We start from the raw sequence: 14,321 nt of genomic DNA, 5'->3' as shown, positions 1-14,321 counted from the left end.
AGTTATTATTTTAGAGTGTGGTTATAATAATAATTTTAATAACGGAAGGACAAAGTTTTTATATGAGAATAAACAAATATTTTAGTAATTTAGGAATTTGTTCTAGAAGAGAAACTAATAGATTAATTGAAGAAAAGAGAGTTGTTGTAAATGGTGTTTTATGTGAGCCAGGACAATGGGTGGAAGAATATGATGATATATTATTGGATGGAGAAAGAGTACAACCAAGGGAAAAAATATACATAGCTTTAAATAAGCCAGTTGGAATAACTTGCACAGCAGCTGAAAATGTTAAGGATAATATAATAACATATATGAATTATGGTCAATATATATTTCCAGTTGGAAGATTAGATAAAGAATCGCAAGGATTAATAATAATGACCAATGATGGAGTGCTATCAAATAAAATATTAGAAGCTGATAATCTTCATGAAAAGGAATATATAGTAACAGTAGATAAAATAATAAATGATGATTTTATTAATAAAATGGCAAATGGAGTAGACATAGGTGATGTTATAACAAGAAAATGCAAGGTTAATAAAATAAACGATAATACTTTTAATATAGTTTTAACTCAAGGTCTTAATAAACAAATAAGAAGAATGACTAAAGCTTTTGGATATACTGTAATAAAATTAGAACGAATTAGAATAATGAATATAAAAATAGATGATATACCTTATGGGAAGTGGAGAAAACTTACCTTTGAAGAGTTAGAAAAATTGAAAGAATTGACATTATATAATTAAAAAATAGATAGGAATTTTATATCCTATCTATTTTTTATAGATATGAGTTTAATTATAAACTTATAGTATTAAATTATTGTTCAGCTACAATTGGATAAATAAATTCATTTGTAGAACCTAATTTTCCACCACCAGTAGTACGTTGAGTAACTACTATTGAAGAGTTAGGCTCTAAAGTAATATTATTAACCATAAGTGTATTAGAGTCTATAAATACAGTTTTAGTGTATTTACCATTTATATATATTTTACTGAATTCGTTAAAGTTTTCACCTTTTACAACAAGGTTTTTCTTTCCTTCTAGTTCATCTATTTCTTCAATAGTTTCAGGATCTTCTGAACTAGCAACAGTTTCTAAATCTTCAACTTCTTCAGTAGTAGTAGTTTCTTCATAAACGTCTGTGATAGAAATATCATAAGTTCCCATTTTTAAATCAGTTGCTATAAATGGATTAGTACCACCATATATATAGTGCTCACCATATAACATATCGTATTGCAATAATTTTAAATCATTTAAATAGTCATTTGTATTTTTAAATTGATTATGGAATTTTGTTAAAACACCATTATCTATATTTAAGCTATTTAATACAGATGATGTTAATTGATATGCAGCTAAATCTTGATCATTTTTAGGCATATCAAAATTACTCCAAACAACATATTCAGTTTGGAAGATAGAGTTATTAACTAAATCTTCATCTTTAAAACCTAATGTTGGTAAGTGATCTCCGAATAAAACTAAAACAGTATCTTCATCAATATTAGAAAGTGCATCTACTAATTCTCCAACAAATTGGTCAACTTCATAAAGTTGATTTATATAGTATGTGAAAGCATTAGTAGTTTCTTCATCTGGTAATCCACTAACTTCAATTTTAGGATTTTCTAATATTTGTTCCTTTGGATAATCACCATGGGCTTGTACAGAAATAGTATATACAAAATCTGATCCTTCAGTAGAATTTAAAGATTTAAGTATTTCATCTGTAAGGTAAAAATCTTTTGCCCAATCTTTTGGAGTATATTCTTCAACGTTCATATATTCTAAAGAAGTGAATGTATCAAATCCTAATTGTGAAAATACAAAGTTTCTACCATAGAAAGTTCCTTTGTTATTATGAATAGCATGAGTTGAATAGCCTAATTCTTTTAAATCATAACTTACACTTTCAGCAGTACTTTCTTGAAGAATAGTCTTATAAGGGTACTCTCCAGGACCGAAGAATTGTAAACTCATACCAGTTAGTACTTCAAATTCTGTGTTTGCAGTACCAGCACCGACAGATGGAACTGTTAAATAACCAGATGAATAATTCTCCATAAGCTTTCTGAAATTAGGTACTGGATCTTCAGAAAATTGTAAATATTTAACTAGTGTTGGATCAAAGAATGATTCTAATTGAACCATTACTATATTTGGTTTATCTGAATCAGTTTCATGATTTAAGCCACCTTCTGTACTAGCTAGTAAAATAGCATCACTGCTAAGCTCATTGCTTGTATTATTTGATGCAATTAAATCAGAAATAGAAGCAATTTTTTCTTCGGAATAATCTTTTGGCTTATCAATACCAGTATTTAATAAGGTATTAGAGAAACAATAAGGAAAACCATAATCTTCGTAAGCAAATGCAATATTTCCAAAGTAAGAGGCAATTACGTTAAATCCTAAAGCAACTTTTGTTGAAAGGAAAAGAAAAGCCCATACAGATGCAACAATTAATATATTTTTCTTATAATTAAGTTTTCCTTTATATTTAGGACCCTTAAAGAATAAGAATACAATTCCAATAACTACAACAATTAAAAAGCCAGCTATAAGATTAGTAACAGTTGGAGATAAATATTTAGATATTATTCCTAAACCTAAGTCTGCAAGTGTTAAATCAGTAGCTGTAAAAGGAGTTACTCTATTACTTAGTATGATACCATTAGTTATACCAAATCCTATCCATATAGTAGTTATTAAAGTAAAGAAAAAAGTTCTTCTTTTAAATAACAATACAATAGATAGTGTAGCTAATATAATTAACGAATTATATAAAAATACTAGTGGAGATCCGAATATATACCCAAAAGTATCACCTAGACTTCTTCTGCTACAAAGTTCAATTATAAAGTTAATAATTAATGGAGCCAATAAAAATTTCAAAAGTGAGCGAGTTGACTGCTCCTTAAAAGAAAGTTTCATAAAAAATCCCCCTGTTAATGTTTATTTCTCTGTTAAGTATTTGTTAAAAAAAGTTAAATTCCATTAAATCATAGATTATTATACAACTATTAGATTAATATTCCAAGAAAAAGAAAACGATAACACTAAATAATTAAGAAAAAAATAATAAATGTAACAAAAAATTAAGAATTATTGAACATAAATATACTATGGTTAATTAACGATAATGTAGTATATATACACATTTATTAACATATTATAAAATAATATCTATTCAGTAAAGATTACGAAAAAGAGGGTAATTATTTATGGGAATTCAATTAATGTTAGAGTATTTTGTGAGATATGGTTTAATTTTTTTATTTGTAGTAGTTTTTTTAGAACATTTAAATTGCCCAGGTGTTCCAGCAACAGTAGTAATGCCTACCATTGGAGCCTGTGTTGCAGAAACAAAAGGAAATCTCTTTTTAGTAATATTAATATCAATAGCAGCAGCTGTATTTGGAAGTTGTGTATTCTACATAATAGGATATTCTTTCGGAAACCCAATTTTAGATTGGTTTAATAAGAAATCAGCAAAAACTAAAAAGTATACAGAAAAAATATTTGAATACTCCAATAAATATGGAAATAAAACAGTTTTTATATGCAGACTTATTCCAGTAGTAAGAACTTTAATATCTTTAGTTTCAGGAGTCTTAAGGATTGAATTTGGTGGTTTTTTATTATATTCAACTTTAGGAATCAGTATATGGAATACTGCATTAATCTCCTTCGGCTACTTCAGCCTAAAAACAATACTCCGTTGAATAATATTGCGCACCACATGGAAGCGAAAAAATGGAATATTTATCTTACGGTAAAGGTGAAATTTTCACCTAGAATTTATATAATTGATTCCGTAAAGTTTGCTAAAGTTTTTAAACTCGCTATTCGCTCAAACAGTAAAAACTTCTTTACGCAACTTTACTCCATCAATTATTAAATTCTACGGTTTAATTTCAATGATACCTCCAAATAAATATTTCATTTTTTTTCTTTTTACATGTGTTTGCTTATAATACGCCACTTTATAGTTAATGTTTTGTGCTACATATTATTTTGATAAGATAGTTAATTTGTATATTAATATTCTTAGTTTATTTAAAAATATATATCTTAGAAGTTAACAATTTATTATATAAAATATAGCAGAAGTCGTTAACTCTTAAGGTGGTTACGCAGGAAATAGTATCCTTTAGCTTAAAAGCTAGTGATAGAGAAAAATTAATGATATTACCGGAAGGAATATTGTAATTAAGTTTTAGAATTTAATTGTTTTTGGAAGAAAAAGAGCGTTAAGAAGCTGAGGGAACAAAGTGACTTTCGAAGCTTTAGCTCTTTTTCTGTAAAAAACAATATAAATTCTTAACGCAAATTACACTAATTCCTGGAGGTAATATCATTAATTTTCGTCATCACGGCACTTAAGCTATAACGAACAATTTAGTTATACTGCATTTAGTAGGGCGTATTGTGATTGGTAAAGGTTATAGTAGTGACCTTTTAGTGACATTAATTCATCGTGAGTTCCGCATTCAACAATACTACCATTATCTATATACATAATTCTAGAAGAGTTCTTAATAGTTGATAATCTATGTGCAATTATAAATGAAGTTCTTCCCTTAAGAAGTTCATCTAGACCTTTTTGAAGAAGAAGTTCAGTTTGGGTATCTATACTAGAAGTAGCTTCATCTAAAATTAGTATTTTAGGATCTGCAAGTAAGGCTCTAGCAAAGGATATAAGTTGTCTTTGTCCAACAGATAGACGACTGCCTCTTTCATTTACTTCTGTATAATAGCCATTTTCAAACTCCATTATAAAATCATGAGCTCTAACAACTTTAGCAGCAGCAATTACTTCCTCATCAGTAGCTTCAAGATTACCATAACGTATGTTATCCATTATTGTTCCAGAGAATATAAATGAATCCTGAAGCATTATTCCCATTTGTTCTCTAAGTGATTTTAGAGTTACGTCACGTATATCAATACCATCAATTAAAATTTGTCCTTCATTTATGTCATAGAATCTACTTATTAAGCTTACGATAGTACTTTTACCAGCGCCAGTAGGACCAACTAAAGCGATGGATTCTCCACTTTGTATATTAATATTTATATTTTTTAATATAGGATTATCTTCTTCATACATAAATGTTACATCTTTAAACTCTACGTGACCTTCTATAGGGGGAAGTATAGTAGCACCTACCTTATCATGAATTAAAGGTTTTTCATCCATTGTTTCAAATATTCTTTCAAGATAGGCCATAGCATTAATTATAGTATTATAGAAGTTACCGATGTTAGTTATAGGAGCCCAGAATCTCCAAACATATCCTATAAAAGCAACCAATACTCCTACTTTAATAGAAGAGTCAAATATTAAAATGCCAAAAAGGTAAATTAGAGCAACAGATGCAACGGAAATAATATCAATAGATGGCCATACTAAAAAGTTTAATTTAACAGAATCCATCCATGCATCACTATATTGTTTACAAACATCTTTATAGATACGCATATTTTCTTCTTCTCTAGAAAAGGATTGAGTTACTTTTATTCCATTTATACTTTCATGAACATATGCATTCATATTTGATTGTTTTGAACTAAGCTTTTGATGGGCTCTTCTTTGAGCTTTTTTTATAGACATTATAACTGTCATAAGCAAAGGTAAACCCAATAAGCTAACAAGGGCTAATCTATAATCTAAAACAAACATAAATATTACGGTAATTATTAAAGTAACAGTATCAGCTATCAAATTAACAAAACCATTAGATAACAAATCACTTAGTGAGTTTATATAGTTCACAACTCTAACTAATATTTTTCCATGAGGTCTACTATCGTAGTAACTAAAGGGTAACGTTTGAAGATTAACAAACAAATCTTTTCTCATATCAACTAAAATATCTTGTCCAACTTTCCCCATTGTTATTATACGTTGTTTCATAAAAGCACTAACCAATATAAGAGATAGAGCATAAATAACTGACAATATTGTTAAATTTACTAAGTTTCCTGATGGAATAATATCATCTAATGCAATTTTTATTAAATATGGTCCAAGCAAAGAAACAAAGCTTGAGATTATCATTAAAGTTACAGAAAGTATAACTTTATTTTTGTAGGGTTTCATATATCTTATAAGTCTTTTAAGGTGAGAAATGTTAAACCCTTCTTGTAATTCTTCATCTACATCATATTTATTTCTAGCCATTTAAATCGCCTCCTTAGATACATTAAAGTCTCCAAATTGAGTTTTATAAACTTCATAATAATAACCTTTATTTTTAACTAATGAATCATGAGTACCACTTTCAATGATTCGTCCATTTTCAAGAACTAAAATTAAATCAGCTGATTTAACAGAAGATATTCTATGAGCTATTATAAAGTTAGTTCTATTTGGATTATTTAAATTTACTTCTTGTTGAATTTTAAATTCAGTTTCCATATCAACTGCAGATGTTGTATCATCTAAAATTAATATTGAAGGATTAGTAATAAGTGCTCTAGCTAAAGAAATTCTTTGTCTTTGTCCACCAGATAAACCTACACCTCGTTCACCAACAATAGTGTCATAGCCTTCAGGCATTTCAGATATAAAGTTATGGGCTTCTGAAAGTTTAGCTATATCTTTAATTTGCTTTAATGATACAGAAGGGCAACCGTAAGCAATGTTTCCTTCGATTGTGTCTGAAAATAAGAATATATCTTGCATTGCCATACCAATAGAAGATCTAAGATGTTTTATGTTTAAATCTTTAATTGGAATATTATCTATATAAATTTCTCCTTCAGTAGCATCGTAGAATCTGCAGATTAAGTTAACTAAGCTAGATTTTCCAGAACCAGTAGGTCCTATAATTCCAATAGTTTGTCCTCTTTTAGCTTCAAAGGAAATATTCTTTAATGCAGTAGTATCACCATAACTGAAAGAAACATTATCAAATAATATATCACCACGGATTCTTTCGGGTTTTATTGGAGCTTCAGGATCTTTAATAGATGATTCTGTATTTAAAAGTTCCCTTATTTTAATAGAAGAAGCAATAAATCTTTCAGTATCATTTATTAAATATCCAGCCATTCTCATAGGATTATTTAATGCCCAAATTAATCCATTGAATACTACTAAATCACCTAAAGTCATAGATTTATTAATTACTAATATTCCGCCAACAAGTATCATTATTATAGATAAAAAGCTTGATAAAAATTCAAGTATAGGCATGTATTTTCCTATAATATTTGTAGTATCTAAGTTTCTGTTTTTATAATTTAAATTTTCATTATCAAATTTCTTTATTTCAAAATCTTCACGGCTAAATGCCTTAACAACTCTATTACCACTAATATTTTCTTGAGTAACAGAATTTAATCTAGAATAAGCTTCTCTTATGTTATAAAAAGTTGGAGAAATTTTTATTCCCATTTTTACAGTAAGTATAGCAATTATAGGGCAGATTGATATCATAAATAGTGTTAATGGTAAATTAACATATGCCATTGATATAATTGCAAATATAAATACACTGACATTTGATAGAATATTATAAACTACCCAAGCTATAAAGTGACGAAGGGAATCAGTATCACCTGTCATTCTAGCCATGATATCACCAGTTTTTGTATTATTATAATAATCGAAATCTAATTTTAATAACTTTGCATATAAATCTTCTCTAATTTTAAGAAGAATATCTTGAGAAACCTGTTCGAAAATAAGTTGATATAAATAGGTTATTAACCCTTTTATTATAACTACAACAAGCATAGCAATAAGAATTGGAATTAATATGTTTTTTTGATTTCCATTCAATACCTTGTCTACGATATCGCCAGCAAGGAATGGATTTATCATACTTAGTAATGAAGTTACTAATACTAGTATTAAAGAAATACTGTATTTTATAATATGTTTTTTTAAATATCCAATTATCCATTTTAAGCTTTCCATTTCAGCTACCTCCGAATAAATAATTAATATAATTTCCTTATATAGATTATTATTTGTTGAACAAAAATGAAATGTGATATCTTAAACTATTGATGTATATTATTATATAAAGTTATAATAAAGTGGAGTTATATGGTATAAGGAGAAAATTATGTTTGAATATGGTTTATGTACAGAAAATTATAATCCAGATTTATTATTTGCATTTCAAGGAGTAGTTGATGCAACTAAAAAAAGTTATGATTTTAAATATCACTGTCATGATTTTTTAGAGTTATCTATTGTGACATCTGGAAAGGTTGAATATTATATTGATGGAAATGAGTATATACTTAATAAGGGAGATTTATTATTATCTAATCCAGGATTGTATCATATGGAAACACCAAATGAAAGATCGAAGTATACTCAATTACATATAGGAATTAATAATTTTAAATTAAGTGAAATAAGAGAAAATTATATAGACAACAAGGGAGTAGGTCCTGTATTAAAATTTAAAAAACATGGAAATGAATTTTTAAAATGCTGTGATGAAATTATTAAAGAAGAAAAGATGAAAAGAATGGGTTATCCATTAGTACTTAAATCTTTAGTAATGAAATTGTTAATAATAATTTGTAGGGAACTTGAAGATGATGATGAGAAAGTAGAAGAGAATATATATAGTTGTTCTTTAGAGTCAAATGAGAAACAAAATATAGTTAAGTCAATAATAAATTATATGAATGATAATTATATGAATGATATTTCTTTGGACAAGATATCTAAGAATATGTATTTAAGTCCTGTTTATATTTCAAAGATATTTAAAGAAGAAATAGGTGATTCACCAATAAATTATTTAATAAAAATAAGATTGGCAAAAGCTGAAGAACTATTAAAAGATAATTCATTGCCAATTAAAGTTATAGCTAAAAGAGTTGGGTATAATGATGCATATCACTTTAGTAAACTTTTTAAAAAATATTATGGAGTATCGCCATCATCATTCCGATAATTCGTAGTGATAGAGAGGTTAATTAAAATGAATAATAAAGTTTTTATTATAGAAGATGAAGAAAAAATAAGAATAGAATTAAGTGAATTTTTAAATAGATATGGATATGAAACTAGCTATTCAAATGATTTTGAAAATATAGTTGAAATTGCATTAAAATCAGATCCACATATTATTTTGTTAGATATTAATTTACCTTATTATGATGGTTATTATATATGTAGAGAAATAAGAAAGAAATCTAATGTTCCAATAATAGTAGTTACAAGTAGAAATAGTGAGATAGATGAGCTTATGAGTATGAACTTAGGGGCAGATGATTTTGTTACTAAGCCTTATAATACTCAGATTTTATTAGCAAGAATTTCATCATTACTTAGAAGAACATATCAAAATATAGATTTAAAGGTTTTTGAATTTAATGGACTTAAATATAATATGTCTACTAGTGAAATGGAATTTAATAATAACAAAATAGAATTAACTAAGAATGAAAGTAGGATTCTTTACACATTAATTAGAAATAAAGAAAAAATTGTATCTAGAAATGAGCTAATGAAATCTTTATGGCAAAATGATGAGTTTGTAGATGATAATACGTTAACCGTTAATATAAATAGATTAAGAAAAAAATTAGAGGAAATAGGTGCGTCAGATTATCTTCAAACCAAGAGGGGTCAAGGGTATATTTTAATATGAGCTTTTTAGATTATTTTAAGGAAAAAGTTATATTTATAATAATTAATATAATTGTTTTAATTATTACATCTTATTTATTGTTTGGATTAAATGTATCTTCCTATGCAATTATTTTAATATGCATTTTAAATTTTTTAGCTAGTATATCTTTTTTTATTTATGATTATTTAAGAAAAAGGAAATATTACAATAGTTTATTAAAAAAATTAGATGAATTAGATAAGAAGTATTTTATTGGTGATGTTGCTAGTGAAGGTGATTTTTTTGAAGGTAAAATTTTATTTGAAGTTATAGAGCAAGCAACAAAATCAATGAAGGATGATATAAGTGAAGCTGTAAGAAATAGTACTGATTATAAAGAATATTTAGAACTATGGGTTCATGAAATAAAAACTCCTATAGCAACTTGTAAATTAATTATAGAAAATAATGAAAATGAAATTACTGAAAGTATTGGTGATGAAGTATCAAAAGTAGAGAATTATATAGAACAGGTTCTATTTTATGCAAGAAGTAATGCAGTAGAAAAAGATTATTTAATTAAAGAAATTAATTTAAAAGATTCTATTAATTCTGTAATTAGAAGAAATGCTAATATTTTAATAGAAAAGAAAATTAAGATTGATATTAAGGATGTAGATAAGTTAGTTTATTGTGATAGTAAATGGATTGAATTTATTTTAGGTCAAATTGTAAGTAATAGTATTAAATATATGAATAAAAAAGAAAGTGTTTTAAGTATATACGGAGAAAATATAGGAAAAGATGTACTTTTGAAAATATGTGATAATGGAATTGGAATGGATGAAAAGTGTGTAATTAAAGCTTTTGCAAAAGGGTATACAGGTGAAAATGGTAGAAGGTTTGGAAAATCTACTGGCATGGGGTTATATTTATGTAAAAAGCTTTGTGATAAATTAGGATTAGGAATAAGCATTAGATCAAGAGAAAATGAAGGAACGGAAGTTTCTATATTATTTCCTATAAATGATATGTTGAAGTTTTAATAAGTAATTTTATATAAAAAATAACCCATAACATTTTATCTTTGTTATGGGTTATTTTTTTCAACTATTTATTAGTAAATATTGATTTTTTTAATATTATCATCAACCAAATAAGTGATAAACCTAAAATGGCATGAGAAGTTCCTGCAATATGAGGAAGTCCTGCAAAGTCTTTATTTAATATCTCTAATATTCCACGAGCTACTAAAGTAGAAATTAAAGATAATAAGCCAATATTATAAGTTATAAGCCAAATATTAAAGTATTTAATATTTGAAATAGTAAATACTTTCTCTAAAATAACTATAACTAAGAAGAATATAAATCCTAACACTAAAGTATGTGTATGTGCAACATTTAATGTTGTAGCACCACTAAAATCATTAAGTTTAGTAAATTCCCTAAAAAATACACCTAATGCTAGTCCTAGAATTAAATAAAAGAATGATAAATTAAATAGTCTTTTCATATAAGTCACCTCATTATAGATAATAATTATTTATTAATAACTATTATATTATATATATAACAAAAATGTAAGGTTTATGTTATATAGTTCTATGGATAGTAGAGAATAGTGATTGTAAAATTGAAATATGGCAAGAGAGAGCTTAAAAATATAAGTTATAAAACTATTTTGGAGGTTAATATGAGAAATGAAGTTTTAAAAGTAGATAATATAGAAAAATACTATGGTAACAAAAGCAATATAACAAAAGCAATTAATAATATTAGTTTTACTGTAGAAGAGGGAGAGTTTGTTGGAGTAATGGGAGCTTCAGGTAGTGGTAAAACTACGTTACTAAATTGTATATCAACAATAGATAAGGTTAGTAGTGGACATATTCTTATAAATAATAATGATATTACAAAGTTAAACTCTAAAAAAATAGCAAAATTCAGAAGAGAAGAGCTTGGATTTATATTTCAGGATTTTAATCTTTTAGATACATTAACATGTTATGAAAATATAGCATTAGCTTTAACTATTTCAAGAGTTAATCATAAAGAGATTGAAATGCGAGTTAAAGAGATATCCAGTAAACTAGGTATTATAGAAATATTAAATAAATATCCTTATGAGGTATCAGGGGGGCAAAAACAAAGAGTGGCTTGTGCAAGAGCAATAATAACTAAGCCATCATTAATTCTAGCAGATGAACCAACTGGAGCTTTAGATTCAAAATCAGCAAAAATGCTTCTTGAAAGCTTAGATCATTTAAATACAGAGTTAAAGGCAACTATTATGATGGTAACTCACGATGCATTTACAGCAAGTTATGCTAGTAGAATTTTATTTATTAAAGATGGTAAGATTTTCAATGAATTAATTAGAGGCAATGATAGTAGAAAAGAGTTCTTTAATAAGATAATTGAAGTTGTTACCCTTCTTGGAGGTGACCAAAGAGATGTATTTTAAACTAGCTACAAGAAATCTAAAAAAGAGTTTAAAAGATTATACAATTTATTTTTTAACATTAGTATTTGGGATTTGTATATTTTATACTTTTAATTCAATTGAGTCACAACGAGTAATTATGGATTTAAATGATATGCAGGCTGCAGCTTTTCAGTTGACAGATATAGTTATGGCAGTTGATTCAGTATTTATTTCATTTGTTCTAGGATTTTTAATAGTATATGCAAATAATTACTTAATTAAAAGAAGAAAAAAAGAATTTGGAATTTATATGACTTTAGGTATGGAAAATAAACAACTTTCTAGGTTAATATTTGTAGAAACCATATTAATTGGTTTTATTTCATTAGCTATAGGAATAGGATTAGGAGTTTTACTTTCTCAAGGATTATCAATATTTACAGCTCAATTATTTAGAGTTAATTTAGTTAATTTTACTTTTGTATTTTCTAAAATAGCATTTATAAAGACAATAGTATGTTTCGGATTAATTTATATAGTAGTTTTAATTTTTAATTCTTCTATTATAAGAAGAGTGAAGTTAATAGATTTATTAACTTCAGCAAGGAAAAATGAAAAATTAAGAGTTAAAAATATTTGGGTATCTGTAGTAGTATTTATAATTAGTGTTACAATGATAGGTTCAGCTTATTATATAGTATTAAAAAATGGAGTGGCAGTAATAAGTCCAGGAACTATAGGAATACCTGTATTATTAGGAGCTATAGGAACATTTTTATTTTTCTTTTCATTGTCAGGATTTTTATTGAAGACTATTCAAAGCAATAAAAAATTCTATTTGAAAGATTTAAATATGTTTGTTTTAAGACAAATTAACAGCAAGATTAATACTACATTTATATCAATGACATTTATTTGTCTAATGTTATTTGTCGCAATATGTACGTTATCTAGTGGATTAGGAATTAGTAGAGGTATTAATAAGGATATTGAAGATTTAACTCAATTTGACGGAACTATATGGAATTTAAATGGTGATAATATTGAGAATTTATTAGGAAGAGATAATTTAGAGAGTATATCTAATTATGCAGAATATACAAATTATGATAGTGAAGTACCTTATAGTAAGTTTTTAACTAAAGAAGGTATGGAAAAAGGAAGTAGTTATTATCCGATATTCACAGATGCAAACATTACTTTAATTAGCTTATCGGATTTCAATAGTTTATTAAATTTATTAGGAAAAGAAGAGGTATCTTTAGGAGAAAATGAATATTTAGTTTTTGGAGATATAAGTGATGTACAAAAATCAATACAAGAAGCTATAGATAATAAAATGGAGATTAATATTAATGGCAAAAGGTTAATTCCAGCAGATAAGCAAGTTTTTAATATAATTTCTTATGATTCAACTATGAAAAATAATATTTGTACATTTGTAGTGAATGATAATTTAGTTAATGGATTAACTTCTATTAGCACTTATTTAAATGTAAATTATAAAGGTGATAAGGAATTATCAGAAGAAAAAGTTACAGAAATGGTAGAAGCAAATAGCATTAGAGAGAATAGTTCACTTTATTATATTAGTAAAATGGAAGTAGAATCTACTACTGCTGGACTTGGAGCAATGGTTTCATATTTAGCAATTTATATGGGGGTTATTTTTTTAATAACATCAGCAGCAGTTTTAGCACTTCAACAGTTATGTGAGTCTGCAGATAATGTTTATAGATATGAATTACTTAAGAAGGTTGGAGTAGATGAGAAGGTAATAAATAAATCATTATTTACTCAAATAGGAATATATTTTATGATTCCTTTAGCACTTGCAATGATTCACTCTATGGTGGGATTAAAGTTTTCACAAGGAGTAGTGTCTATAGTAGGTAATGGAAGCATGATGAAATATATATTGATCACCTTATTAATACTTATAGTTGTTTATGGTGGATATTTTATCGCAACATATAATAGTGCAAAGAAAATGATAAAGTAAAATTAATAGATATTAATGATGGGTATGATATATTTAATGGTGAATGTAGTAAAGGTAGTGCAATTAGATATATTAGAAGTATAAGTAAGGAGGAAAATATTAAGTATTTTGCTTTTGGAGATGGGTTTAACGATTTAGAAATGTTTGAAGAGGTTGATTTGGGTGTAGCAATGGGGAATGCTTGTAAGGAATTAAAAGAGAAGGCTAGTTTAGTAACTGATGATATTAATCAAAGAGGGGGATATAATGCTTTAAAGGCATTAAAAATAATATAGCAAATATAA

12 protein-coding genes are annotated in these 14,321 nt (G+C 26.5%); 8 read left to right on the top strand and 4 right to left on the bottom strand.

The genetic code is table 11. The annotated features are described in order from the left end of the window. Positions 1-62 precede the first annotated feature (62 nt). Entirely contained in the window at positions 63-755 is a 693-nt protein-coding gene (locus EJJ37_RS11335) for a pseudouridine synthase (RefSeq protein ID WP_133015697.1), read from the top strand. Positions 756-828: 73 nt separating this feature from the next. Here the strand turns inward: EJJ37_RS11335 and EJJ37_RS11330 are convergent, their stop codons facing one another. Beyond that, positions 829-2,952: an LTA synthase family protein gene (locus EJJ37_RS11330; RefSeq protein WP_133015696.1), complete on the bottom strand. Its 2,124-nt coding sequence runs from the start codon at positions 2,950-2,952 to the stop codon at positions 829-831. A 290-nt stretch (positions 2,953-3,242) separates the two neighbouring features. Between EJJ37_RS11330 and EJJ37_RS11325 the strand changes: the two genes are divergently transcribed. Further along, positions 3,243-3,743, top strand: coding sequence for a DedA family protein (locus EJJ37_RS11325; RefSeq protein WP_133015695.1), 501 nt, complete (start codon positions 3,243-3,245; stop codon positions 3,741-3,743). Between the two features lie 680 nt (positions 3,744-4,423). On the opposite strand, the gene EJJ37_RS11320 is transcribed toward EJJ37_RS11325, so the two are convergent. Both EJJ37_RS11320 and EJJ37_RS11315 read right to left on the bottom strand, forming a co-directional pair. Then, positions 4,424-6,205, bottom strand: a complete 1,782-nt coding sequence (locus EJJ37_RS11320; RefSeq protein ID WP_133015694.1) for an ABC transporter ATP-binding protein — start codon at positions 6,203-6,205, stop codon at positions 4,424-4,426. Continuing rightward, positions 6,206-7,948 carry an ABC transporter ATP-binding protein gene (locus EJJ37_RS11315; RefSeq protein WP_133015693.1) on the bottom strand — a complete coding sequence of 581 codons (1,743 nt, stop codon included), beginning with the start codon at positions 7,946-7,948 and terminating at the stop codon, positions 6,206-6,208. A gap of 151 nt (positions 7,949-8,099) precedes the next feature. On the opposite strand from EJJ37_RS11315, the gene EJJ37_RS11310 reads away from it, so the two are divergent. Genes EJJ37_RS11310 through EJJ37_RS11300 form a run of 3 tightly spaced genes read left to right on the top strand, consistent with a single transcriptional unit; the run spans position 8,100 to position 10,654 of the window. Further along, positions 8,100-8,948: an AraC family transcriptional regulator gene (locus EJJ37_RS11310; protein WP_133015692.1), complete on the top strand. Its 849-nt coding sequence runs from the start codon at positions 8,100-8,102 to the stop codon at positions 8,946-8,948. Between the two features lie 27 nt (positions 8,949-8,975). Further along, positions 8,976-9,647, top strand: coding sequence for a response regulator transcription factor (locus EJJ37_RS11305; protein ID WP_133015691.1), 672 nt, complete (start codon positions 8,976-8,978; stop codon positions 9,645-9,647). Continuing rightward, the gene (locus EJJ37_RS11300; protein WP_133015690.1) at positions 9,644-10,654 is read left to right on the top strand and encodes a sensor histidine kinase; all 1,011 of its coding nucleotides are present in this window, start codon (positions 9,644-9,646) and stop codon (positions 10,652-10,654) included. The genes EJJ37_RS11305 and EJJ37_RS11300 overlap by 4 nt, the downstream gene beginning before the upstream one ends. A gap of 64 nt (positions 10,655-10,718) precedes the next feature. Here the strand turns inward: EJJ37_RS11300 and EJJ37_RS11295 are convergent, their stop codons facing one another. Further along, positions 10,719-11,123 carry a DUF2871 domain-containing protein gene (locus tag EJJ37_RS11295; RefSeq protein ID WP_133015689.1) on the bottom strand — a complete coding sequence of 135 codons (405 nt, stop codon included), beginning with the start codon at positions 11,121-11,123 and terminating at the stop codon, positions 10,719-10,721. A gap of 180 nt (positions 11,124-11,303) precedes the next feature. Between EJJ37_RS11295 and EJJ37_RS11290 the strand changes: the two genes are divergently transcribed. Genes EJJ37_RS11290 through EJJ37_RS11280 form a run of 3 tightly spaced genes read left to right on the top strand, consistent with a single transcriptional unit; the run spans position 11,304 to position 14,312 of the window. Further along, a complete protein-coding gene (locus EJJ37_RS11290; protein WP_133015688.1) occupies positions 11,304-12,074 on the top strand; it encodes an ABC transporter ATP-binding protein in 771 nt (256 codons plus the stop codon). Beyond that, positions 12,064-14,037 carry an ABC transporter permease gene (locus EJJ37_RS11285; RefSeq protein ID WP_133015687.1) on the top strand — a complete coding sequence of 658 codons (1,974 nt, stop codon included), beginning with the start codon at positions 12,064-12,066 and terminating at the stop codon, positions 14,035-14,037. Before EJJ37_RS11290 ends, EJJ37_RS11285 begins: the two co-directional genes overlap by 11 nt. A gap of 5 nt (positions 14,038-14,042) precedes the next feature. Continuing rightward, positions 14,043-14,312: an HAD hydrolase family protein gene (locus EJJ37_RS11280; RefSeq protein ID WP_133015686.1), complete on the top strand. Its 270-nt coding sequence runs from the start codon at positions 14,043-14,045 to the stop codon at positions 14,310-14,312. Positions 14,313-14,321: the final 9 nt, after the last annotated feature.

It is taken from the genome of Clostridium cuniculi, assembly GCF_004353185.1.
Taxonomy (GTDB): domain Bacteria; phylum Bacillota; class Clostridia; order Clostridiales; family Clostridiaceae; genus Clostridium; species Clostridium cuniculi.
The sequence above is the reverse complement of the archived record's forward strand: the minus strand, read 5'-3'. Positions and strand labels throughout refer to the sequence as shown.